This is a genomic window from Pontibacter sp. SGAir0037 (assembly GCF_005491705.1).
Classification (GTDB): Bacteria; Bacteroidota; Bacteroidia; order Cytophagales; family Hymenobacteraceae; genus Pontibacter.
The window spans coordinates 2,454,049-2,478,653 of record NZ_CP028092.1; the positions used below are offsets into that span (position 1 = coordinate 2,454,049).

Annotated in this window: 21 protein-coding genes; 12 read left to right on the plus strand and 9 right to left on the minus strand. The window is 46.4% G+C overall.

What is annotated here, in order from left to right:
* Positions 1 to 17: 17 nt before the first annotated feature.
* Positions 18 to 1,319, plus strand: a complete 1,302-nt coding sequence (locus C1N53_RS09985) for an NCS2 family permease (RefSeq protein WP_137759169.1) — start codon at positions 18 to 20, stop codon at positions 1,317 to 1,319.
* Here the strand turns inward: C1N53_RS09985 and C1N53_RS09990 are convergent.
* The 3 genes from C1N53_RS09990 to C1N53_RS10000 all read right to left on the minus strand — a co-directional run bounded on the left by C1N53_RS09990 (position 1,282) and on the right by C1N53_RS10000 (position 3,451).
* Complete coding sequence (locus C1N53_RS09990; RefSeq protein WP_137759170.1) at positions 1,282 to 2,037, minus strand: Mut7-C RNAse domain-containing protein; 756 nt, start codon at positions 2,035 to 2,037, stop codon at positions 1,282 to 1,284. The genes C1N53_RS09985 and C1N53_RS09990 overlap by 38 nt on opposite strands.
* An 80-nt stretch (positions 2,038 to 2,117) precedes the next feature.
* Positions 2,118 to 2,882, minus strand: coding sequence for an oxygenase MpaB family protein (locus C1N53_RS09995; protein WP_137759171.1), 765 nt, complete (start codon positions 2,880 to 2,882; stop codon positions 2,118 to 2,120).
* Between the two features lie 182 nt (positions 2,883 to 3,064).
* The gene (locus C1N53_RS10000; RefSeq protein WP_137759172.1) at positions 3,065 to 3,451 is read right to left on the minus strand and encodes a response regulator; all 387 of its coding nucleotides are present in this window, start codon (positions 3,449 to 3,451) and stop codon (positions 3,065 to 3,067) included.
* Between the two features lie 757 nt (positions 3,452 to 4,208).
* Between C1N53_RS10000 and C1N53_RS10005 the strand changes: the two genes are divergently transcribed.
* Together C1N53_RS10005 and C1N53_RS10010 are read left to right on the plus strand one after the other, a co-directional pair.
* Positions 4,209 to 4,598, plus strand: a complete 390-nt coding sequence (locus tag C1N53_RS10005; protein WP_137759173.1) for a VOC family protein — start codon at positions 4,209 to 4,211, stop codon at positions 4,596 to 4,598.
* A gap of 82 nt (positions 4,599 to 4,680) precedes the next feature.
* Positions 4,681 to 6,096, plus strand: coding sequence for a sugar MFS transporter (locus tag C1N53_RS10010; protein WP_137759174.1), 1,416 nt, complete (start codon positions 4,681 to 4,683; stop codon positions 6,094 to 6,096).
* Between the two features lie 81 nt (positions 6,097 to 6,177).
* On the opposite strand, the gene C1N53_RS10015 is transcribed toward C1N53_RS10010, so the two are convergent.
* Positions 6,178 to 7,365 (minus strand): OprO/OprP family phosphate-selective porin, encoded by a 1,188-nt coding sequence (locus C1N53_RS10015; protein WP_168194006.1) that lies wholly within the window; start codon positions 7,363 to 7,365, stop codon positions 6,178 to 6,180.
* A 388-nt stretch (positions 7,366 to 7,753) separates the two neighbouring features.
* On the opposite strand from C1N53_RS10015, the gene C1N53_RS10020 reads away from it, so the two are divergent.
* From C1N53_RS10020 to C1N53_RS10030, 3 genes are all read left to right on the plus strand, one after another.
* Positions 7,754 to 10,255 (plus strand): penicillin-binding protein 1A, encoded by a 2,502-nt coding sequence (locus C1N53_RS10020; protein WP_240773449.1) that lies wholly within the window; start codon positions 7,754 to 7,756, stop codon positions 10,253 to 10,255.
* 163 nt (positions 10,256 to 10,418) lie between these two features.
* Positions 10,419 to 11,246, plus strand: coding sequence for a Cof-type HAD-IIB family hydrolase (locus C1N53_RS10025; RefSeq protein ID WP_137759176.1), 828 nt, complete (start codon positions 10,419 to 10,421; stop codon positions 11,244 to 11,246).
* A 141-nt stretch (positions 11,247 to 11,387) separates the two neighbouring features.
* Positions 11,388 to 12,089 carry a hypothetical protein gene (locus tag C1N53_RS10030; protein WP_137759177.1) on the plus strand — a complete coding sequence of 234 codons (702 nt, stop codon included), beginning with the start codon at positions 11,388 to 11,390 and terminating at the stop codon, positions 12,087 to 12,089.
* 91 nt (positions 12,090 to 12,180) lie between these two features.
* On the opposite strand, the gene C1N53_RS10035 is transcribed toward C1N53_RS10030, so the two are convergent.
* Positions 12,181 to 14,433, minus strand: a complete 2,253-nt coding sequence (locus C1N53_RS10035; RefSeq protein WP_137759178.1) for a PQQ-binding-like beta-propeller repeat protein — start codon at positions 14,431 to 14,433, stop codon at positions 12,181 to 12,183.
* A gap of 273 nt (positions 14,434 to 14,706) precedes the next feature.
* Here C1N53_RS10035 and C1N53_RS10040 point away from each other — a divergent pair, with 273 nt between their 5' ends.
* On the plus strand, positions 14,707 to 17,646 hold the full coding sequence (locus tag C1N53_RS10040) for an FAD-binding and (Fe-S)-binding domain-containing protein (RefSeq protein WP_137759179.1): 2,940 nt from the start codon (positions 14,707 to 14,709) through the stop codon (positions 17,644 to 17,646).
* A gap of 123 nt (positions 17,647 to 17,769) precedes the next feature.
* Positions 17,770 to 19,089 (plus strand): glycoside hydrolase family 140 protein, encoded by a 1,320-nt coding sequence (locus tag C1N53_RS10045; protein ID WP_240773450.1) that lies wholly within the window; start codon positions 17,770 to 17,772, stop codon positions 19,087 to 19,089.
* A 54-nt stretch (positions 19,090 to 19,143) separates the two neighbouring features.
* On the opposite strand, the gene C1N53_RS10050 is transcribed toward C1N53_RS10045, so the two are convergent.
* The 3 genes from C1N53_RS10050 to C1N53_RS10060 all read right to left on the minus strand — a co-directional run bounded on the left by C1N53_RS10050 (position 19,144) and on the right by C1N53_RS10060 (position 21,327).
* Positions 19,144 to 19,515, minus strand: a complete 372-nt coding sequence (locus C1N53_RS10050) for a hypothetical protein (protein ID WP_137759181.1) — start codon at positions 19,513 to 19,515, stop codon at positions 19,144 to 19,146.
* Positions 19,516 to 19,574: 59 nt separating this feature from the next.
* Positions 19,575 to 20,483 (minus strand): YihY/virulence factor BrkB family protein, encoded by a 909-nt coding sequence (locus tag C1N53_RS10055; protein ID WP_137759182.1) that lies wholly within the window; start codon positions 20,481 to 20,483, stop codon positions 19,575 to 19,577.
* A gap of 130 nt (positions 20,484 to 20,613) precedes the next feature.
* Positions 20,614 to 21,327, minus strand: coding sequence for a bifunctional 2-polyprenyl-6-hydroxyphenol methylase/3-demethylubiquinol 3-O-methyltransferase UbiG (locus C1N53_RS10060; RefSeq protein ID WP_137759183.1), 714 nt, complete (start codon positions 21,325 to 21,327; stop codon positions 20,614 to 20,616).
* Between the two features lie 237 nt (positions 21,328 to 21,564).
* Here C1N53_RS10060 and C1N53_RS10065 point away from each other — a divergent pair, with 237 nt between their 5' ends.
* From C1N53_RS10065 to C1N53_RS10080, 4 genes are all read left to right on the plus strand, one after another.
* Positions 21,565 to 22,098 (plus strand): DinB family protein, encoded by a 534-nt coding sequence (locus tag C1N53_RS10065; RefSeq protein WP_137759184.1) that lies wholly within the window; start codon positions 21,565 to 21,567, stop codon positions 22,096 to 22,098.
* A gap of 122 nt (positions 22,099 to 22,220) precedes the next feature.
* Entirely contained in the window at positions 22,221 to 22,634 is a 414-nt protein-coding gene (locus C1N53_RS10070) for a GNAT family N-acetyltransferase (RefSeq protein WP_137759185.1), read from the plus strand.
* A 4-nt stretch (positions 22,635 to 22,638) separates the two neighbouring features.
* Positions 22,639 to 23,049, plus strand: coding sequence for a DUF6157 family protein (locus C1N53_RS10075; RefSeq protein WP_137759186.1), 411 nt, complete (start codon positions 22,639 to 22,641; stop codon positions 23,047 to 23,049).
* Positions 23,050 to 23,080: 31 nt separating this feature from the next.
* Positions 23,081 to 23,818, plus strand: coding sequence for an EcsC family protein (locus tag C1N53_RS10080; protein WP_137759187.1), 738 nt, complete (start codon positions 23,081 to 23,083; stop codon positions 23,816 to 23,818).
* 23 nt (positions 23,819 to 23,841) lie between these two features.
* Here C1N53_RS10080 and C1N53_RS10085 read toward each other — a convergent pair whose 3' ends face one another.
* Positions 23,842 to 24,564 (minus strand): RDD family protein, encoded by a 723-nt coding sequence (locus tag C1N53_RS10085; protein WP_137759188.1) that lies wholly within the window; start codon positions 24,562 to 24,564, stop codon positions 23,842 to 23,844.
* Positions 24,565 to 24,605 lie beyond the last annotated feature (41 nt).

Genomic DNA, 24,605 nt, shown 5'->3' on the forward strand with positions numbered 1-24,605 from the left:
ACCCGAGCAACCAGCCAATGGAGGAATACTTCGAACTTAAAAAGAACGGAACAACAGTACAGACCGAAATTATAGCAGGCGTATCCTCCTTTCTGGCTACTTCCTATATTATAGTAGTTAATCCGAATATTTTGAGCCAGGCTGGAATGCCGTTTGCAGGCGTACTTACAGCTACCGTTCTGGTAAGCTTTTTCAGCAGCTTGATGATGGGTTTCTATGCGCGGAACCCGATACTGGTAGCACCGGGCATGGGCTTAAATGCTTTTTTTACATTCTCAGCGGTAATGGGTATGGGAGTTGCGTGGCAGGTAGCTTTAGGCGCCGTATTCTGGTCGGGAGTAGTTTTCCTGCTCCTGTCTGTGTTTAACATTCGTACCTTTATAGTAAAAGCCATTCCCAGAACATTACGCTATGCCATTGCGGCAGGTATAGGCTTATTTATCTCGCTCATCGGCTTGGCTAATGCACAGTTCATAGTTTCCAATCCTTCCACCATTTTAGGCATAGGTCCGCTTACACCTGCTCTGCTTACCTTCGTATTTGGGTTGCTTATAACGGCTGTTCTTGTCACAAGGCAGGTGAAGGGTGCGATCCTGATCGGGATAGTACTCACGACGCTGGCTGCCTATCCTATTGGCAGGTGGTGGGGGCTGGACGCTACTCCTCTTGTAAACTGGCAGGGACTTCTGGCCGCACCAGATTTCAGCCTCCTTTTTCAACTGGACCTGTTGGGCTCGCTGCAGTGGGCTATTGTACCCGTTATTTTTGCCTTTGTATTTACGGATATGTTCGATAGCCTGTCCACTTTTGTAGGTCTGGCCGAGGCCGCTAATCTACTGGATGAGCATGGCGAGCCCCGTAACGTGAAACGGGCGTTGGCAACAGATGCCGTCGCCACAACACTGGCAGGCTTGGTTGGTTCAAGTCCCGGAACGGCTTATATAGAATCGGCAGTTGGTATAGAGGCAGGTGGTCGCACAGGTCTGACAGCAGTGGTGGGTGGGCTGTTATTTCTGCCTTTTCTCTTCCTGGCTCCCCTTTTATCTATCGTACCCTCCATTGCAACTGCTCCTGCCCTGGTGCTGGTAGGTGTATTTATGGTACGCCCTATTACAAAAATCAACTGGTTTCAGCTGGATGATGCCATACCGGCTTTTCTGGCCATCATCCTTATTCCCTTCACTTATTCTATAACCCAGGGTATAATCTGGGGGTTCTTAAGCTATACGTTCATCAAAATTGCAGTAGGGAAACGGGAAGACATCAGCCTGTCTCTGCTGGTTATTGATGCTTTTTGTGTGCTGGCCCTGATTCTTTAGCATCACTGTTTTCCTTTAACTGCCGGATGTAAACCTCCATTCTTTCATAATGAGAGCCTTTCCAGTATACCCTGTGGCAATCGAGGCATCTGTAAAATTCATGGAAGTAGATCTTTGTCTTAGGCGGTAATTGCGCCAATACTTCTTCTTTTGCGGCTTCTTTGAGTAAGCCATTGCAGGCAAGGCAGCGCGTGAGCGGCTTTAGGTAGTTTTTCAGGTGGTAATACTGCATTACCTCTTCCAGCTGCTCCTGCAAATGTTGAGAGCGCAGCCAATACCCGCACTTTACTGATTTTTGCTTCAGCAAGCCAACATCGCGGGTTAGCACAATACGGTTTTCTGCTTCGGCTATAGTGGCGATTTCCCGATCCGAATAAGTATTCTGATAAAGTGTATCAAAGCCCAGCAGCCGCAGGTTCTTAGCCAGGGTGCCTAAATGCACATCCAATACAAAGGCGGGCATACCGGGAACAGTAGCTGGTGTAGAAAAAGGGTATACCTCCACCCGGTCCTGCTTCTTAAGAAGATAGTTTAAACCAACCGGCACCTGGTTAACCAGAACTTTACCTATTTCGGGATGAGGAACACCCATCGCTTCTATGGCATCTTTTACAGCCGGTGTGCCCGTAAAGGCATACGCCACCCATGCTTCTTTCTTCTTCTTTGAAAGAAAATCATTCAGGGAACCATGAAAAAAGAAAGTCGCCTCCTGCCACATGCTTTGCTGAAAACTATTGCTTCTTCTGTAAGTACGTGCCGATCCACCTTATAGCTACAGCCAGAGCATACAGGCACATCTTAAGAAAGCGCTACATCCAGTTCCTTGATCTCTGATTTATAGGCGGAAGGCAGTATGATGGATTTCATGACGTTATCCAGCCTGATATAACGGCTAAATTTGTAGGCTGCCAGTACAGGCTTTAAAAACGGAATGTTGCCCAATTGCAGCAGGGAAGCCACACGCCCCGGCACGACCAGTAGTTGCGCCTGCAGCAGCAGCTGGTACCTGATAAAACCCAGGTGCTTCTTATACTGCTTGTACAGATCGGTGGCATAAAGGCTCATCCGTAGGTTTTGCTCCAGGTGTTCGGCACGCATCTTCAGCCAGTCCGGGTAAGTAGCAGGCAGTTCTTTTAAGCCCATACGGCTCCCAACACGGTAAAACACCTCAAATACCTCTTCTTTTTCTGAAAAGCTTAGTTTCCGCTCCAATATTTCGTAAGAACGGATGGAATAATCGATGAGCATAAACAACACATCTCGGTAGGCCCAATCCGGAATAGAGGCTCCTCTGGCTTTTTCTACACCAGCATGAATAGCCGCCATTTTATCAATCGCATTATTAGCAGCAGATTTTTCCAGGAAAACAATCTGGCGGGCATAGGCTACAGTAGAAAAAAGCCTGCCAAGCGGATCGGCTGGCAAACGCCCCGTAAAGTAAAGCCAGTCAACGGCTTTATTCAGCGCAAATTCTGCGGATGCTCCGGCAAAGATAAACAGAATTGTATCGCCTTTCCCCCATATTTCCCGAACTATTGAGCCTTTCTTTACAAAATATTCCATACCTGTTAAACATCAACTTATAGAAATCGGTGCAACCAAACCAGAGAATTTAGCCGGACCTGCAGGTACAGATAGATTAGATTCGCCGATACATTTCCTGCAGTAACCAGTTAGAAACAAGAGAGTTGCCAGAAAGATCGTAGGCAAACAAATTGAAAAGATAAGTACAGCAGCGTTAGTGCTTATGCCCCTAGCACCAACTGTTGCACCTTATCCGCAGTAAGGGGCTTATTAATAAACTCCCCGATATTGTACAAACTGGCAGTTTCCACATCTTTAGGTGAGATGGAAGAAGTCAGCAATACAATCCGGACAGGACCGCTGAAGGAAAACCTCTGAAAATGCTCCAGGAACTCAAAGCCATTCATCACAGGCATATTAATATCCAATAAGATCAGATCCGGATAGGTATCCTGCCCCTGATGCTTCTCTACAAAATCAAGGGCCTCCTTTCCGTTCAGGGTCGTACTGATATGCTCTATACTGTTTACCTTCTTTAGCAATCGCTGTGCAATAAAATTGCTGGCAGAGTCATCGTCGACCAGTAAAACATTCTTAATCTGAGGCATACTAAATTCTTACTCCTTTAAATTAAAAACAGCAGGCAATTCAATCCTGTGTTCCTGCTAATTACCTGCTTCACCTGCCAGCATAAAGCTTGGCTTTATTTCTGCAAGTGTACAACTACTACAGCTGATTTGGCTAAAACAACTAACATTAAGTAAAAATGTTTACTTTCTTCAGGTTTTACTTTGACAAATGTATATTAAAAACATTATTAAAATTAACCGATATAACCCTTCACTATAAATTAGCTATTCCGAATATATAAGCTTCGTCAAATTTAGTAAAAACAGCGTTATAACAATCATTAAAAACTTATAATTTCTGCACTTTATCTTATATCAGCTTCTTAAACTATTTCTCAGATTATCTCCTTCAAACGGACAGACTTTCTTTTAAAACTTCTTAAACCATTAAGGGCTAGTTCTATAGGCCAAAACCCAAACATAGATTTAAAAAATATAAGGTTTAAGTGCTTTTTAGCATACGCAAAAAATGCTTGCCAGTATGCTTTTGTACTATAAAGTAATGAGTAATTGAAGAAGCTGAAAAAAAGTAGTCTGTCAGCTGAATTTGGGATGGGAAAATAAGATAAATGTCATAATAACGCTTAAAATAAATGTGTAACCACTTACTTTATGTTAAGTAAATTTTTATACTTTAGATGCCGATCTGATAAAACAGGTTTAAATAGTTTTCTTTAACAAGATTGTAAGTGCAAAATTAAAGTGCCTGCATACTTTTCTTCGGATATTTTAACCAATGCTTAAACTTAACAAGGTCCATCATATAGCTATTCTCTGTTCAGACTATACAAGATCGAAGGAGTTTTACACTCAGGTACTTGGGCTGGAGATCATCAGGGAAGTTTATCGCGCAGAAAGGCAGTCCTATAAGCTGGACCTGGCGCTGAATGGTGCCTATATACTTGAGTTGTTTTCTTTTCCTGACCCGCCACAACGGCCATCTCAACCAGAGGCGACAGGTCTCAGGCACCTGGCTTTCGAAGTTGAAAACATAGAGACAGCCGCAGCGGCTCTACAAGAAAAAGGAGTGCCCGTGGAAGCCATACGAATAGATCCGACTACCCAGAAGAAGTTTGTATTTTTTTCAGATCCTGACCAGTTACCCATAGAATTTTACGAACGATGAAGCACAACCTTTTGCGATAGCACCAGGTAAGCTGAGTCAAATTTTTAATTAAAACTATTCATAATTTTTAAACATTTATACCATGGCTGGAATTTCTCCGTCTACCAAACCCACGCCTACTGAAACGCCCTACGATAGCAGGCAAAATTTTTCCGGGCCTCTTACTATTGTAACACTGCTCTTTTTCATGTGGGGCTTTATCACCTGCATGAATGATATCCTGATACCGAAGCTGCAGCAGGTATTTACCCTGCAACTCTGGCAGGCAATGCTTATCCAGACGGCATTCTTTGGAGCATACTTTATTATTTCGCTGCTTTACTTTCTTTTTTCCATAACAAAAGGCGACCCGATTATGAAAATCGGGTACAAAAACGGCATTATCGTTGGTTTGATTGTAGCGGCCATTGGTTGCACGCTTTTCTTCCCGGCCGCCAGCCTCGAGAGCTACGCCTTCTTCTTGGTGGCGCTTTTTGTGTTGGCCTCCGGCATCACCATTCTACAGATTGCCGCTAACCCTTATGTTACCATCCTGGGTGCACCTGAAGGAGCTGCCAGCCGCCTGAACCTGACACAGGCACTTAACTCGCTGGGTACGACTGTAGCACCTGTTATAGGAGGTTATCTTATTTTTGAAGGAGTACAGGAGTTACAGGCATCTGGTGCCGATGCTGTTAAAATGCCTTACCTGGGCCTTGCAGCAACCTTGCTGCTGATAGCAGTATTAATTAAACTGGCGAAGCTGCCCCATGTAACCGGTGAAGGTAAAATTATTGCAGACGCTGGCGCTCTGAAGCACCGCCACCTGGTTCTGGGTATCATCTGTATTTTTATGTATGTTGGAGGTGAGGTGTCTATCGGTAGTGCACTGATCAACTTTTTTAAATTACCGCAGATAGCAGGTTTAGGAGAAACAGAAGCAGGACACTTTCTGGCCTTTTATTGGGGAGGCGCCATGATCGGCAGGTTCTTTGGAGCCGTTGCCCTTGCTCAGTTTAAGAACAACTCTTACAAATACCTGATCTTTGCCCTGATTGGTGCTATTACTTTTGCTGCCGTTTACAGTATCTATGGCATGAACGAAGCCTTGATCACCATTGGCCTGGTAGCTGTTAACTTTATCGTGTTGCTGATAGGCAGCTTTATACCGAGTCGCACTTTAGGTTTCTTTGCTGCCAGCGTTATGGGCTTGTTGCTGATCACCATCTTTGCCGAAGGCCAGTTAGCCATGTGGTCAGTTATAGCAATAGGCTTGTTCAACTCTATCATGTTCCCTACTATCTTTACACTGGCCATCAAAGGCCTGGGAATTCATACCAGCCAGGGTTCGTCGTTGCTTGTAATGGCTATTGTAGGTGGAGCAATTGTGCCGCCACTGCAGGGTGTTGTAGCAGACGTAACAGGCAACCTGCAGCTTTCATTCCTGATTCCGCTGTTTTGCTACCTGTACATTTTATACTATGGTTTTATCGGCTCTAAACCTAAAACCGTAGAATAACCGACAACTGGCACAACCTTATAGCAAATGGCTCATGCAGCAATTCACCTGCCGCATGGGCCATTTGCTTTTGTACCACCGTTAAAAGCTCACCTGCACCCGGAACTGTAACGAGTTGGCCGTATAATTACCATTAATCCGGCTGTAAACATAGTTCATCATCATACGGGTAGAAGCGTTAAAATACCAGTTAAGTCCCAACGTAACATCAGCCAGAGACGAAAACTGCCTGTCGGTGTGTAGTAGATTAATGCGGGAGTAGCGCAGCCCAAGTTCCCAGGCACCTTTCAGCCTTTCGTGCTCATCAAGTGATACAGAGGAAAATTCGTTGCTGTTAACATTATACTTCCGGCTGCCACGCTTCAGAAAGTAAGAGGCCATCAGGTAATAAGCATTAAACTCCCTGTTATATTGCTCTGTCAGTTCATCTTCTATTTCAGAAAGGCGGGCAAAAGCATGCACATACTCCCCCTGCAGGCACAGGTTTCCTTCTGAATAGCCTAGTTCACCTCCGATCTGCCGCACGTTTTTTACATGCTCCAGCATGCCGGTTCTTATATAGCGGGCACCGGTATTAGTCTCGTTATAAGATTTAATTTCATATTCATTATCATTTGGCGTGCGGGTATTTAAAGCCAGACCTATATGAAGTGCCCGGTTAGCGGTACTGTCATACAAAGGATTATATGCGAAGCGGGTGCTCAATGAGTGGTTTCCATCTCCTTCCAGGTCTTCGGCCAGTTCATCTGTGATTCTGTAAATGCCTGTATAAATGTGAAGCTTATCCCTCAGGAGCTTTTTCTGCAGCATAATACCGGTATTCCGGGATATACCCAAAGCGCTGGTAAGCGACCTTTCCATAAACACAATGTAGTTACTGTTTATCTGCTCTTCCATGCCAAAGGGCTCCCGAAAATGCCCGATGGTGACACGATCCACAACAGGCACCCGTAAAAAGGCGACGTAGAGGTCGGCATACGATACAGTTTCACCAAACGTAAATTCAAACTCGTATTCAAACCGATTATTGATGGCACCGCTAAATGCCAGGCGTGCCCTCCTCACCTCCACACTACTTCCTGCCCCTCCCTCAACTGTATCCAGTGCCGATGCCTGTCGTAAAAAAGCCATGTCATAGTGCACCCTGCCTCCTACCCGTATGTTAAAATTACCGTCGCGGCTTTCAAACTTTAACCCCTCGTCCCACTTCGCCTCCAGGTCAGTAGACTGTGCCAGAAGAGATAAACTGATAAATTGCAGGAAAATCATTAATAGTAGCTGTCGCCTCATACAGATTAGTTAGAGAATCCTTTGCCTTTCCTTCAATTCCAAGGCCTGAACCACTTTACACTACTCTATAATCGGCAATTAGTTTTAAAACAAGCATGCAGCCATGGCAGGCTAGTATGCATTTAAGATTGAATGATAACAAGCAGCTGTACTGGCCTCATTTTTGCCGTGGCACCTGCACCAGATGAACGTGCAATACAACAAACAAGATATAGAACCGGAATGTATGTAACTTACACGACAGAATATAGGTAATGTTATGGCCTTCGGGCTGAGAAAAAGCAGCTTTACAGCTGTATCTAACAAAAGATTAAGGCTGCGTCGGGAGCATTGGCACCTGGCATTTTGCAGCATAGAAAACCATTAAATGAATATAAAAAGAGCCCTGTTGAAATTATTTCGCTTGTTGATGTACGGGATGGTGCTCCCTGTACTGCAGTTTTTCAAAACAGAATTTTCTCATTTCTTTCAAAGCCAGAAACCAAAATTTACTGCAGCTTACTGGAAAGATAAGTGGAGCAGGATAAAGCAGCTAAAGTGGCAGAAAGCTGATCTCATTTTCCTGTTGAAAGGAGCTTATAAAATTGGGCTGGTGGTTATTCTTCTGCTGGTATGCTTTTACTTTGCCGTATACCTTGGCTTTTTCGGTCATATGCCGTCCCACCGGGAGCTACGGGCAAAACAGAATAGCGCTGCTTCAGAAGTTTATTCTGCCGATCGTGTGCTGCTTGGAAGATACTACATCCAGGACCGGACTAACGTTAAGTTCGATGATATAGCGACTTCGGCCGTAAATGCGCTTATTGCTACGGAAGATGTGCGGTTTTACAAACACCAGGGCCTCGATATCCGAAGCATGGGCCGTGTTCTTGTTAAATCGCTTCTACTCCAGAACGAAAGCTCCGGCGGGGGCAGTACGCTGAGCCAACAACTTGCCAAAAATATGTACCCCCGGAAAGATTACCGCTTCTGGGATATGCCCATCAATAAACTCCGGGAAATCATTATTGCCCGGCGACTGGAAAGCATTTATACCAAAGAAGAAATTCTGGAGCTTTACCTGAACACAGTGCCTATGGGTGGTAACCTGTATGGCATAGAACGTGCCTCCAGGCGCTTCTTTAACACTACCGCCGACTCGTTAAAAACAGAAGAAGCAGCCGTGTTGATAGGCATGCTGAAAGCAACCACTACATATAACCCGAGACTCGACCTGGAGCGGTCCAGGCGCAGACGCAATGTTGTGTTGGGCCAGATGGCAAAGTATAACTTCTTAGGCCCGGCCGAAGCAGATTCTCTTCAGCAACTACCTTTGAAGCTTCGCTATACCTATGTTACACACAACGATGGCATGGCCCCTTATTTCAGAGAGCAGCTGCGGCAGGAGCTGGTACAATGGTGTGCATCACAGAAAAAAAAGAACGGAGAGCCCTATAACCTCTACACCGACGGGCTTAAAATATACACTACCATTGATGCAGGTATGCAGTTGCATGCTGAGCGGGCAATAACACAGCGGATGGCCGCATTGCAAAAGCAGTTTGATGCACACTGGAAAGGCCGTAGCCCCTGGGGAAATAATGCTTCTGTTCTTCAGAATGCCATGTTACGCTCCGACAGATATAAAAAGCTGAAAGCCGCCGGAAAATCGGATGAAGAAATACGGGAGGTATTCCGGAAACCAGTGCCGATGACTGTGTATAGCTGGGGCGGCAGTAAACGGCGAGATATGAGTCCTTACGACTCGCTGGCCTATTACCAGCGCTTCCTGAACACAGGCTTACTTTCTATGGAGCCTGCCACAGGTTATGTAAGGGCCTGGGTGGGAGGCATAAACCATCATGTGTTTAAGTATGACCACGTCAGATCGAAGCGGCAGGTTGGTTCTACCTTTAAACCGTTTGTGTATGCAGCTGCCCTCGAACAGGGCGTGGAACCCTGTGCTTTTTTTCCGAATGAGCGCATAACCTATCCTACCAACGACAACTGGTCGCCCCGAAACGCGAATGAGCAATACGGAGGAGAGTATACCATGCGCGGTGCCCTGGCACATTCGGTTAATACAGTTTCAGCACAGCTTATTATGCAGGCCGGGGTAGATCGTACAGTCAGGCTGGCACAGCGGTTAGGTATACAGAGCGATCTGCCTGAAGTTCCTGCACTGGCCCTGGGAGTAGCAGATTTATCTCTTTTCGAAATGGTAGGCGCTTATGCCGCTTTTGCAAACGATGGCTATAAAACCACGCCGGTTTACATTGAGCGAATTACAGACCGGAATGGAAATGTTATCAGGCAGCACAGGCCGGAGGAGGTAAAAAGCCGGGCTTTATCCAGAGCCAATGCTGCCATAATGCTGCACCTGATGCGGGGTGTGGTGGAAGAAGGAAGTGCGGCCAAACTACGCTCCGAATTTGGCCTGGCCATGGACATAGCAGGGAAAACCGGCACCACCCAGGATCAAACCGATGGCTGGTTTATTGGCATTACCCCTGAGTTGGTAACCGGCGTATGGGTTGGAGGTGAAAGTCGAAGCATTCGCTTCAGAACACTGGCACTGGGGCAGGGCTCAAACACAGCGCTGCCTATCTGGGGCGACTATATCAGGCGAATAGCCCGCGATCCGGACTATAAAGGCTACTACAACAGTCGCTTTAAACCCTTACCGGCTGAACTGCAGGGTTACCTGAACTGCGAGTCTTACCGCGCCGCGCCGCCTCCTGAAGCTGAAAAGAATTTCCTGGACCGCATCGTAGATCATGTCACCGATAAAGCTGTGCAGACATTTGAAAACTGGAGAGATCGGGCTAAACAAAGACGCGAAGAACGTAAGCGGGCCCGTGAAGACAAGAAGCGGCAGAGACAACGGTAATTTAAGCCCATACCGGACACCCATAAAGTCTGGCCTGTATTTTAAGCCGCAGCTTAGCCTGCTTAAAATACAGGCCAGATCTTTTCCATTGCGTATTTCTGCCTAAATTGCAGGCTAAAGCGGTTGTTTGCAACCCGCATCTCTGTTAATTAAATAAGCACCCATGAAGTTACTTGGTATTTGCACCGATATAGACGGAACCTTGCTCGACAGCAGAAGACAGCTCTCTTCCAGAACTATTGCTGCCATTAAAAATTTAGGCAAAACCATACCTGTTATTCTGGCTTCGTCGCGCATGCCAAGTGCCATGCTGCATCTACAGGAAGAACTGGATATCCTGCATCATCCCATGATCTGTTATAACGGTGGTTATGTCATCCACTACGAAAGTAGCTCTCCCACACCTGTCGTACTCGAAACAGTTAAGATCCCTTTTTCCATCTGTTCTAAAATCATAGGCATGGCAAATGAAACCAGCTTACACATCAGCCTTTTCTCAGAAGATAATTGGTACGCCCCCAAAGTAGATAACTGGACGGAAAGAGAAGAACGCATTACCAAGGCTTCTGCGATTATTATGAGAAATGAGGAGGTGTTGAACATGTGGCGTGAAACTGAAAATGGAGCTCATAAAATAATGTGCATGGGCGACGAGCAGGAAATAGAGCAGATGGGGAACGAGCTGGAAGAAAAGTTTGGTGAACAGATTCACATCTACCGGTCTAAATCAACCTACTTGGAACTGGCCCCACGAAGTATCTCCAAAGCCAGTGGCTTGGAGCGTTTGCTACAGGAAAGGTTCAGCCACATTACGATGGCCGACATGGCTGCTTTCGGCGATAACTATAACGATATCGAGATGCTGAAAGCAGTAGGAATGGGCATAGCAGTGGGCAGCGCCCGCGATGAGGTTAAAGCAGCAGCAAAGGAGATTACAGCAAACAGTAAAGAAGACGGTGTAGCCATCGCAATAGAAAAATACTTTAAGTAAGCCTGCCATACCTTCCGTTACAGGAAAAGAGTAAATAGCGCAATTTTCAGCTTCTTTTTGCTCAAAACAGTAAAATAGGGAAATTTAAATTCAGCTGCCGGTTTCCGGTTTTAGCTATTAACCTATATTTCCTGTTTTACAATGAAAAAAGTTTACTTACTCTTTTTCTTTTCCTTTATCTGTTTCTCTGCAGTAAGTCAGAAGAATATTTTTACCATTCCCGATCCGGAACCTGTAGAACGAGGCAAGCTGTACCTGCAACCTGGTTTTCAGATTACCGGTGATAATATACAGCTGAGCAACATTCTCACCTACGGCTTAGGCAAAAGATTTCAGGCAGGAATAAACCTGAACGACCTCACTATAAATTACACTTCCCGCCATAACGTACTTCCTTATGACTCGGTAGCGCCTGCCGAAAACCCTGATGTGTTACTGAACTTTCAGAAAAGCGTTGAAATTAGTAAAACTTTTGAGCTGGGCATTGGCACCTGGTCGGGCACCAACATTGCCAGTAAAGTAAATTTGTCTTCTTTTAATTACCTTAATCTTTCGGCTGCTTTGCCGAGTGAAAGTAAGCTGATCCTGGGTGGCTACTATGGCAACAGCACCTTTTTGGGAGAAGGTAACAATATAGGCCTTATGGCTGGATTTGACGTACCCCTTGTTGAAGATAAATTTAAGCTTATTGGCGACTATACCTCTGGCACCAACGAAAGAAGTGTGTTCAACCTGGGAGTAGAGTTTCAGCTTCCGGGTAACTGGCAACTATCTGTCGGAGCCATTCTCCCGTCGCCAGGCAGCGACAATGCACATGGTATCACTATTCAGATAAATAACTAAACAACCAGCTGGCATGTTCGGCGTCTGCTTCAGAACCTGTGTATCCTTTATTTGTTGCAATGCCAGCAATGCAACAAAATTAAACATGCACTCACTTCTCCGGCAAAGCAAAAGCCACATACTGATCACCGGACTTGCTGCCGATCTTGCCGCCCCCGCAAGCAATTACGACAAACTGCTTCCCGTTAACAGTGTAGGTCGCTGGCGTGGCATAGCCTGGTGCCGGTAGTTGCGCCTCCCAAAGCACCTTGCCCGTTAGCTTATCGAACGCCCTGATTTTAGCATCTTTTGTAGCTCCTATAAAAATCACTCCTCCCTTGGTTACAAGCGGGCCGCCGTAGTTCTCTGTGCCTGTCGGTGCTATCCCTCTTCTGGTTAACTCTTCATACTCCCCCAGGGGTACTTTCCAGAGCAGCTTACCGGAGTTAAGATCAACGGCATTTAAGGTACCCCAAGGTGGCTTTATACCCGGATAGCCGTCTTTGTCTACAAAGCGGTTGTACCCTGTCATGGTATAATGCACCTCGTCCTGCACGCTCCTTACCCCTGCCTGCGCTGCAGAAGGTTCTTTTGCATTACTGGCTTCAGCACCACCCGGTTTTGAGGAAGCCACTACCTGTGCAGAAACATCTGTTTCGTCAAGGTGCAGCAGAAATACCTGCAAAGCCTGTTTTTCATTAGCGGGGATGTGCCTAAACGAGGGCATCATGTTTTTTCCATTATCCAGCACACGCATTAAATCCTGCTTTTTGTACTTCTTGTGCAGATCTACCAAAGAAGGATAAGAGGGGCTATTCCCTTTGAGTTCCGGTCCATGGCAGGTCATACAGTATTTATCATAAGTCGCTCTTCCTAAACCTGCCAGAGAGGCATCTTTAAGCGCATGCTTCGGAACATCTACCATTGTGAGTGCCCAGGGCATTTCGGAGCTGTTGACATACATGATACCGGATTCCACGTCTACCGCGGCCCCTCCCCACTCACCTCCTCCATCAAAACCCGGAAAAATCCAGCTGCCGGCTTTGCTGGGTGGAGCAAACATGGTACGGTGCTTTACTTTTTTGTACTGCTCCAACATGTAGGCATGCGTTTCAGGAGAAAGATCTGTCACATCCTCTTCTTCAAATCTCTGTCTTGCAAAAGGTTCCGGCAAAGTAGGTATTGGTTGTGTAGGCCAGGCTTCTTCTCCTGCCAGTTCAGAGGCCGGTACCGGCACCTCGTTAACCGGGAAGAGGGACTGCCCTGTTTCCCGGTCCAGTAAAAAAATATAGCCGTGTTTGGTGATCTGGGCTACTGCATCAACAGTTTTACCACGATGTTTTACCTGCACCAGGTTCGGGTTAGCTGCCAGGTCGCGATCCCACAGATCGTGGTGCACCACCTGGTAATGCCACTTATAACGACCTGTGGCAGCATCTAAAGCAATCAGGCTATTGGCAAACAGGTTCTGCCCCTTCCGCACGCCCCCATAAAAATCAGGAGAAGCAGAGCCGGTCGGAATATAAACAGTTCCCGTCTTTTCATCTAAAGACATACCTGCCCAACTATTCGCTCCGCCAATCCTTTTCCAGCTTTCAGGGTTCTCCCAGGTATCGTAGCCCAATTCTCCCGGGTGTGGAATGGTATGGAATATCCACTTTCTTTCTCCGGTACGCACGTCAAAAGCCCGGACATGCCCCGGCAGCGCATCAGGTCCCTCCGAAAGCCGCATGCCGATAATCAGCAGATCCTTGTAAATGATGCCTGGTGAAGTACCGGCAGCATAGGCAGTGGAGGCATCCCATTCCAGGTCCAGGTTTTCCCTTAGATCAAGGGAGCCGCTCCTGCCAAAGCTTTCTACCGGAGTACCGGTTGCAGCATCTATGGCATATAGCTTCGCTCCTACAGTATAAAGTATGCGTCCGTTTTCTTCCCTTTCATCCTGCCAGTAAACAACACCTCTGCTAACATTAAAAATTCCGCTATTCAGGTTAGAACCTGTCTGCTTCTGAAACGGATCAAACACCCATTTTTCTTCACCGGTGCCAGCATCTAAGGCCAGTAATTTAAGTTGTGGCGAAGTGGCATACATGGTTCCTTTAATAATTATCGGGTTGCACTGCATCTGAGAACGGTTCTCAGGATCTTTATCGTTGGAACTATACGACCATGCCACCTCCAACTGTGCCACATTCCGGGTACTGATCTGATCGTTGGAAGAGTATCTGTTTCCGTCTTTAGCACCGGCATAGGCAGTCCAGTCGTTATAACTGCGTACATCCAACGGCTCTTTTGTTGCATTTCTACCACATGCCAACAGCATAGCAGCCAAGGGAAATACTGTACAGATAAGCTTGAGTCGCATAAGCAGGATCAGTTTTGTGTAACACGCTATTAAAGATATAAAAAGGCAGGTATAAATATTCTTTTATTTGGAAGCCGTTCATTTATAAATTCAGTTTATTTCACCACCTTCTTTGACATTACAGGCACACATCCTAACTTCGGGTTAAGAATTTGTTAATCATCAGAATTCATTTTGATGATCGTATAAATTAATTTTTAGCATTGCCTTTTTGACCGCCGGGTGGAATCGGTATCATACCGATTACCCACTCCTGTAGCCGGAACAATTTATATGGATCAGGAAAAACTGCATCAACTATCCAGGGAACTGGAAGGAGAATTACACTACGACAGCACTATGCGTACCCTGTATGCAACAGATGCTTCGGCTTACCGGGAAATGCCACTGGCTGTTGCCTTTCCGAAAAACATTGCAGATATAAAGAAACTTATTGCGTTTGCCCGCCAAGAAAAAACGTCGCTTATCCCTCGTACCGCAGGCACTTCGCTTGCCGGGCAGGTTGTCGGAAGCGGCATTGTGGTGGACGTGTCACGCACCTTTAACCAGATATTAGAACTGAATGCTGAAGAGCAGTGGGTGCGTGTACAGCCTGGCGTTATCAGAGATGAACTGAACTATTTCCTGAAGCCTCACGGACTCTATTTTGGTCCTGAAACTTCTACCGCCAACCGTGCCATGATTGGCGGTATGGTAGGCAATAATTCCTGCGGCTCCAACTCGGTGGTTTACGGCAGCACCCGCGAACATTTGATTTCGGTGAAAGCCCTGTTAAGCGATGGCACCGAAACAGAGTTCGGCCCATTAACTACAGAGCAATTCGAGGAGAAATGCCAGGGTGTAAACACCTCCGGGCCATTGGAAACCAGGCTATACCAGGCTACCAAAGCCATGCTTTCGCATGCCCCCACCAAGGCCGGTATCCGAGCCGAATTTCCGAAGCCCAGCATACAGCGCCGAAACACAGGCTATGCGATAGATATGCTGCTTGAGTCGGAGCCTTTTACCCCGGATACAGAACCTTTTAACTTCTGCAAATTATTAGCAGGCTCCGAAGGTACGCTTGCATTCCTGACAGAGATAAAGCTGCATGTAAACCCGCTCCCGCCAAAAGAAATCGGTCTTGTTTGCATCCATTGTCATACAGTGGATGAGTCGCTCAGGGCAAACCTGGTAGCACTGAACTATAGCCCCAGCGCCAGCGAACTGATGGACCACTATGTGCTGGAATGCACCAAAACCAATATAGAGCAGAGCCAGAACAGGTTCTTTGTGCAGGGCGACCCTGGTGCTATCCTGGTAGTAGAGCTCGCCGCTGAGACCAGAGAAGCCATTGAGCAGCGAGCCTGGCAACTGATCAACGAATTGCAGGCCGCCGGACTGGGTTACCACTACCCACTGGTGTTTGGCCCCGATACAAAAAAGGTATGGAACCTGCGCAAAGCCGGCTTAGGGTTGCTTTCCAACATTCCGGGAGATGCCAAGCCTGTTGCTGTAATTGAAGACACGGCAGTAGACGTGCAGGACCTGCCTGATTTCATCCGGGAGTTTAACCTGACCCTGGAAAAGCATAACCTCTATTGTGTACATTATGCCCATGCCGGCTCCGGTGAGTTACACCTGCGCCCGATCATCAACCTGAAAACAGAAGAAGGAAACAGGTTATTCAGAACCATTGCCGAAGAAATTGCCAGCCTGGTAAAGAAATACAGAGGTTCTCTCAGTGGCGAGCACGGCGATGGCCGTTTAAGAGGCGAGTTTATACCCTTTATGATTGGCGAGGAGAACTACAAGCTGCTGGAAGAAGTGAAGCGGGTTTGGGACCCCGGCAACATTTTTAACCCGGGTAAGATTGTAGATACGCCTTCTATGAACACGTTCCTGCGCTACGAACCGGGGCAGGAAACACCCGCATTTGACACTGTTTTCCGATTCAAAAATGAAGATGGCATTCTGCGGGCCGCTGAACTCTGCAACGGCTCCGGCGACTGCCGCAAAACACATTTAACGGGAGGTACCATGTGCCCGAGCTATATGGTAACCCGAAACGAAAAAGACACAACCCGTGGCCGAGCCAATACGCTGCGCGAGTTCCTGACCCGCTCGCCAAAGCAAAACAGATTTGATCACGAAGAGATAAAAGAGACGATGGATTTGTGCCTGTCCTGCAAAGGCTGCAAATCCGAATGTCCGTCTAATGTAGATGTGGCCAAACTGAAAGCGGAGTTTCTGCAGCATTACTACGATGCGAACGGCATTCCATTCCGCACCCGCATGATCAGTAACTTTAACAAAGCCAACAACCTGGCCGCTATTGCCCCCGGCATCTATAACTTCATGTTTAAAAATGAAAGTACGGCTGCCATTGCCAAAAAAATGATGGGCTTTGCGCCGCAGCGTTCTTTACCTCTGTTGCACCAAACCACCCTTCGCAGCTGGTTTAAAAAGCACCAGCGCCGGAACAAAAGGGCTGGTAGCGGCAAAAAGAAAGTATACCTGTTCTGCGACGAGTTCACTAATTTTAACGACACACCTGTTGGTATAAAAGCCGTGCTGCTGCTTGAGAAGCTTGGTTACCAGGTAGAGATACCAAAGCACGAAGAAAGTGGCCGCACCTATATGTCGAAAGGCCTGTTGCGCGAAGCTAAAAAACTGGCCCAGAAGAACGTTGCGCTGTTAAAAGACATCATTACAAACGAAACACCTCTGATCGGGATAGAGCCTTCCTGCATTCTGTCCTTCCGGGATGAGTACCTGGACCTGGTAGAGAAAGACCAGGAAGAGGACGCTAAAAAGCTTTCGATCAACTGCCTGCTCTTCGATGAATTTATTGCGCGTGAAATTATCAATGGCCACATCGACCAAAGCCTATTCAAAGAGGAGCAGCGCCTGATTAAACTACATGGGCATTGCCACCAGAAAGCACTTTCGTCGGTTCTGTACACGCAACAGATGCTCACACTGCCTGTCAACTATAAAGTGGAGGTAATTCCTTCGGGATGCTGTGGCATGGCAGGCTCTTTCGGCTACGAAGCAGAACATTATGATGTGTCTATGCAGGTTGGGGAGCTGGTTTTATTTCCGGCAGTACGTCAGCAACCGGAAGAGGTGATTATTGCCGCCCCTGGCACCAGCTGCCGCCATCAGATTCATGATGGCACCAGCAGAACGGCCCTTCACCCGGTGGAGGTGTTATATGAAGCGCTAAAGTAATTTTTTAAGGAGCAAATGGCGCTGCGGGCTTACGCTTAAAGGTCTTTTTTCCGGCTAATTAACAAAAAAATGATGCTGCACCCGATCATAAAATATGTTTGGTTTCTGGTACTTTTATTTTGCATGGCACAAGCGCAGGCTCAGCACTTAAAAGTAAGTAACAACAAGCGTTATCTGGTGCATGGCAACGGCAAACCATTCTTTTACCTCGGCGACACCGCCTGGGAGCTGTTTCACCGCCTGAACCGCGAAGAAGCAGACTTTTATCTTCAGAACCGAAAAGAAAAGGGCTTTACAGTTATTCAGGCTGTTGTACTGGCTGAGCTGAATGGCTTGCGCGATCCGAATCCTTACGGAAATTTACCGCTACTGAATGAAGACCCGGCACAGCCTAACGAAGCCTATTTTGAGCATGTGGATTACATTGTAAATAAAGCTGAGGCACTGGGACTGTACATAGGCATGCTTCCTACCTGGGGCGATAAAATTTACAGGAATTCATGGGGAGTGGGCCCAGAAATTTTTAACACGGCTAATGCAAAAGTATTTGGAGAGTACATCGGGCGCAGGTACAAAAACAAGCCTGTGATCTGGATACTTGGCGGCGATCGTAATCCACGGGGGGAGCAGGATGTGGAGATCTGGCGTGCGATGGCAGCTGGCATTGTGGCAGGCGTCGGAGGCCAGGACAATGCTCTGATGTCCTTTCATCCGCAGCCACAGGTAAAAGGGGGTTCATCTACCTGGTTCCACAAGGACGACTGGTTAGATTTTAACATGTTCCAGACCGGTCATAACCGTTTCATTAACATCTATGATAAAATTACAGGCGATTACCAGTTAGAGCCGACAAAACCAACCATGGATGCAGAGCCAATCTACGAGGATCATCCCATCGCTTTCGATGCCCGGAAGAATGGCTATTCCGAAGCAAGAGATGTGAGGCGCGCAGCTTATCAAAGTCTGTTTGCAGGTTCTCACGGCCATACTTACGGGTGCCACGGCATCTGGCAAATGTATGCACCAGGCCGGCAGCCGGTCAGTGTCGCCAGAACATACTGGAAAGATGCCCTTGATCTTCCGGGTGCAACACAAATGCAATATGTACGAAAGCTACTGGAATCGAGGCCGATGCTTGAAAGAGTACCAGACCAGAGTTTGGTAAATGCTGCGTATGAAGGACAAGAGCTTATACAAGCAACACGCGGCCATGACTATGCTTTTATTTATACTACCGCCGGTAAACCCATAGAAGCTAACCTGGGCAGGATTTCCGGTAAGACGCTGAAAGCTGCCTGGTATGATCCGCGCACAGGTAAAACCACAGCTATCGGTAAATTTAAAAACACTGGCACCCACACCTTCACACCACCCGGCAGCGGCCCTGACAACGACTGGGTCCTTATTTTAGATGATGCCCGGCAAAGGTATAAAGCACCGTAGTAATTTTTACTGCCATGCTTTTGAGGTGTTCATACACTACCACTAAACCTTTGCTTATGCTCTTATCGGAAGCTTCACCTGCCCAAGTACCTCAATAATTCTTTCGGCCTCGGCATCGCCATAAGAACTCCGAATATAATCTTCATTAATCAAAAAGCTGGGGGCTACAGGATCGGCATCAATCTTATACTCACTCCGTTGCGTATAGCTGCCGTCTTCAGCAATGTGCTCCTGTATAACACTTTCTAACAGCTGGTTTGCTTTATGTTCGAAAGCAGTTCTGATCAGCAGTTCTGCCTTGGTATCTCCCGCTGCTTTTTCAGCAAAGCGTGCTTCTACCTCCTCCATAATCATTTCCGGATTGAGGTCGTTTACTTCACATATTTGCCTGAATATGGTTATATCGGTGCTTTCGTTGTTTCCCATGAGTTTTTAAATTTTAGTTCCGGATAGTTTTAAACGGGAATTTAAGCCGGAAGGTAATGCTATTCATCTGATTCTATTTCTTTCGTTTCTACCTTAACAGCATGATCGGATGGCCGTATACCCTTGTCGTGCATACGGGAATAAACCTGCGTGAATTCAGCGCCCAGCAATAAAATAATCGAAGAGTAATAAACCCAAACCAGGATCAGCACCATAGAACCCGCAGCGCCATAGGTATCGCTCATCGAGTTATACTGGAAGTAGACATTAAGCACATACTTACCAATAGCAAAAAGAACGGCAGTTACGATAGCTCCTACCCATACATTGCGCCACCTGATATCGGCATCGGGCAGCATTTTAAACATAACAGAAAAAATGGCAACGCTGATCAGGATAGATACAAGCATATGCGCGATGTTCATCAGGTAAACAGCCAGCCCCGAAAGCTCCTGCCGCAGGTATTCGTTTACAACACCCAATACAATATCTACAGATAAGGAAACCAGCAGCAGGAAGCCTAAACTAACCACCATCGCCAGCGAAAGCACCCTGTCGATGATCAGTTTTAACCAGCCTTTCTCCGGCTTTGCTTTTACATTCCAGATAGAGTTGATGGAATTCTGCATGGCTACAAAAACCGTTGTAGCCGCAAAAACCATTGTTGCAATGCCTACAACTGTGCCAATAGTGCTGGATTCTGACTGGCTGGCGTTTTCGATGATAACTTGTATCTGTTCTGCACTGTTCTGCCCCACTATACCGCCTATCTGCCTCACCACCTCTCCTTTTACAGCCTCCTGCCCAAAGGCAGCCCCCGCAATACGAATGGTGATAATGAGTACAGCCGGTAATGAAAAAATAGTATAAAAACCGATGATGGCGGCATAATCCATTGGCCGGTCATCGAAAAATTCCTGAAAAGTACTTTTGGTTAATGTCCAGGCAGGTTTAAGCTTTTCAAGCATCAGAGTATCTTTTTTACATAGTTTCAAGAAAAGGAGGCCTTCCTTTTACAGAAGCCATCACATTTTCTTACGAAACATGTACCTGTATGATACCTGCAACCGGAAAATCAAATGATTCCGGCCAGAAAAGCTAGTTGATAAGCGTAAGCTGTGCCAGGTAATTTCCAAACTCGCCTTCATAGAGCAGCCTGAATCCGAAGCCTTGTTCTTCAGCATAATCCTGTAAAATGGCAGCATCAATAAACAGCCATTTGAATGAACCTGTTTCGTGCTCTTTGTAGCGCATGTTGTACACTACCTCTCCGTAGTAGCCGGCATTCAGGTCCAGCAGTACAGAACCGTCTTCCTCTTCAAACATATAAAGTATATCCGACGATTCCAGCAAAATCTGGCCACCCGCACGAAGCAAGGTTCTGGCATGCTTCAGAAACCGTGTTAAGCCGTAGAGGTCACCGGCAATACCAATTCCATTCATGAGCATCAGCAGGGTATCGAACTGCAGGTCATGCAGATCAAAAACATTCTTTTCCAGCACCTGCTGTATGCCTCTTTCTTTCATGGCAGCTATGGCACCCTCCGAAATATCTAAAGCTGTTACCTGTAGCCCCATTCGCTGTAGCGCCAGGCTATGGCAACCTGCACCTGCCCCTATGTCGAGTATCACTCCCTTACACTCCTTCAGCGCCAGTTGCTCCAGTTCAGGCATCGCCTCGTACTCCCTGAAAAGATAGCTTACCGGGATGGTATCATCTTCGGTTATATTGCTTTCTACCACAATCTGAACACCAGCGGCACCTTGCATATAGTCTTTCAATGCAGCGCCTATCGGATCATTTTTCACCATATATTATATTAATCCAAATCACAAAGAAAGGCAATTTCTGCTAATTTAAAACACCAATTGAACTTAACTAATTATCAATAGAACACTTAGCACTATCACTTAACTGTTTCACAAGCCTTTACACAAAAATAACAAGCCAAAATACTTGGATTATACAAAATATTTAGTAGCTTTAACAACAGTTCTCCACTAAGAAACAGCCTTATGAGTTCAATTGCGTTCAGCCATATTAAGCTTATGAACCCCAGATTGGAAGTTAAGTATCTGAGATTGGAAAAATCCAGAAACCAGCTTTTAGATGAGCTGGAAGGTTTAGACGATGATTTACTGAACACACCTGCCACAGAGGCTAAATGGTCTATCAACCAGGTGCTGAGTCATCTTTTGCAGGTAGAGCAATTTACGGTTAGCTATATACAGCGAAAAATTCAGAAAGAAGAGGAACTGGAGGCCTCCCTTTTCTCCAATACTGTAAAAACGGCACTCGTTAAACTTGCTCTGCTTAGTCCCTTTAAATTTAAAGCGCCGGCTGTGGTTGCCACGGTACCTGATAAAGCAAATTTCTCATCGCTGCGCCATCAATGGAATGAAACCCGCTATAAGCTGGAAGACCTTCTCACCGACCTACCTGATACGTTCCAGAACAAATATTTATTTAAGCATCCTATTGCCGGCCCTATGACTGTCCAGCAGACGCTCTCTTTCCTGCACGATCACTTTCACCACCACCTTCCTCAGATTATTAACCAAAAGCAAAAACTAAGCAGGTAAGGGTTACACTGCAATTTTAGCTGCTCCTTCCATTACGAACAGCTCGGCAGCAATCATGCATGAGGCTGCCACAAAATCATTAGGAGACTGGCTTTTAGAGCCTTTATTTTTACAGGAAAACCTTGCTCATACAAAAAATTAAACCAGAGAATACCTGGCCTATCCGGCAGCAGGTGATGTGGCCGGATAAACCCCTCGGATTTGTTCAACTTAAAGAGGATGACCAGGGCACTCACTACGGACTCTTTCAGAACAGCACGCTAACATCTGTTATTTCCTGTTTCGAAAAAGAATCGGAAATGCAATTCCGTAAGTTCGCAACTTTAACAGAAGCACAGGGACAGGGATGTGGCAGCTACCTGCTGAAGCACATTTTGGGTATAGCCCGGAAAAAAGGCATCGGCAGGATCTGGTGCAATGCCAGAAAAGACAAAAGCAGCTACTATGAAAAATTTGGTCTTGTAAAAACGAAGGATGTTTTCTTGAAAGAAGGAGTAGAATTTATTATAATGGAGCTTGTAAATCGTCAGGAGTAAAACAATGAAGACAACCAACTACTACAACACCTTTATACAGGTAGCCGAAGATTGCCCTGTGCAGGCGGCTGAAATGCCGCCCCAGAAAAAGGAGGACAAAACGGTAGCCACACTGCAGTTCGAGATGATTTACAATAACCCATATGCCTATACTTCTGATGATGTGCTTTTTGGTGTGTATGCAGCTAAAAACAAAATAAGCAGCTTGGCTTTGGAAGAGGAACGTGAAAAGTATTTTTCAAAAGGGCAGGCTTGTTTCCGATCTTCTCCTTTGGGGAAACGCTATGGCTGGGGTATTCACAGCAATGCAGAAGGCAAAGTTGCCATTTATGCCATAGATTCTGATGAATACAAAAAACTTTCAGAAGATATAAGCCTGAAAAATATAAAAGCCATGCGCTCTAAACGTGCGTAAAAACAGATTGTACCTTTAACCCGCTCCTCCCATGACTGCCTATGAAGAAAATGCTCTAGTAGAACTGGAACGGTGGAAAAGTGCTATGCAGCGCTCGCCCTCGCTGGCCAACCAGCTTACCAAAAAGCTCCAGCATAAAGTAAACAGTTATATTCCGGAGAAGGTACACCAGGTTATTACAACTACCATAAAACAGATGATACGGGCCGTGTTATTCGGTGCCGAAAAAATAACACAGCAGCCGCTGTTGCACTCTCCGCTGGAACTGCGCGAGAAGCTGGTAAGGGATCGGATCAGGTTTTATAATAAAGCCGCCGCCGCTGAGGGAGGTGTAACAGGTGCTGGCGGTATATTACTGGGCTTTGCGGATTTCCCGCTGTTGCTCGGCCTGAAACTAAAGCTACTATACGATATTGCTGCCTTTTACGGCTACTCTTTAAAAGACTACAAAGAGCGCCTCTACCTCCTCCACATTATGCAATTGGCCTTTAGCAGCCAGGAACAACGCAACCATGTTTACGTGCAGATGATAGACTGGGAGTCACAGAAAGAGTATCTGCCAGATGATATTCATGCCTTCGACTGGAGAACCTTTCAGCAGGAATACCGCGATTATATAGATCTGCCCAAACTGGTGCAGCTCATTCCGGTGGTTGGTGCCCCGATAGGCGCTGTGGTGAACTATAAGCTCATTAACAAACTTGGTGAAACTGCTATGAATGCCTACCGCCTGCGCTGGCAGGAAGAGCAGCGGCAAAGGCTGGGCTAGTAAACGCAGCGCCTTCTGTTTAGCTATACAGTTGCTTCCAGCTCCAGCGATTGGTGGTAATAATCTTTTATCACCGTTTTCAGAAAGGTGGCGTTATCCAAAGTAGTCTGCACCCCCATAACCTCTTTGGTTCGATCAGCCAGTTTATCCAGCAAGGCCTGGTTCTGATACTTTAGTGCCTTGTACAGTAACTTCCGGATAAGGGCAACGTCTTTGTCGGTGAGCAGGCTTACCTCCTCAAAAGTGCGGACATGGTTTTCTTCGACCTTAACCCGCACATAATGCTGCCTGGTAACAGGTTTTGTACGAATAACAGCAGTGCCCGCTGCCAGGTCGCCGAGCCTTTGCCCGCTGCCGGTAGCGGCCACCGTAACAACAGCAATAATCCCGGAAGAAAGCAGAGTATCCACTAATCTGAAAAGCCAGCGTAACAGGTAATCCACAACAGTGGGTGCCTCTCCCGAAAGTTTGATCACTTTAATATCACGCGCCTTCTTTCCTATACTCTGGCCGTTCAGAAAAATCTCACAAACCGGATCATAAAACACAACAGGCAGGAAAAGCAGGAAAAACACAATGGGAGAATATGTAATGGATTGCAAACCCACCACGATAGCAGAAGCAATAATACCCCAGCCGAAAAAAATAGCATAATCGATTATATGTGCCAGCACCCTGTCCCCTATGCTCGCCACCTGGTACTCCACCTCCACATTCTGGGTTGTTCTGACTTTAATCGTATCCATATTTAATATAAAATAAACACTTTATTAATTATGGAAAGATA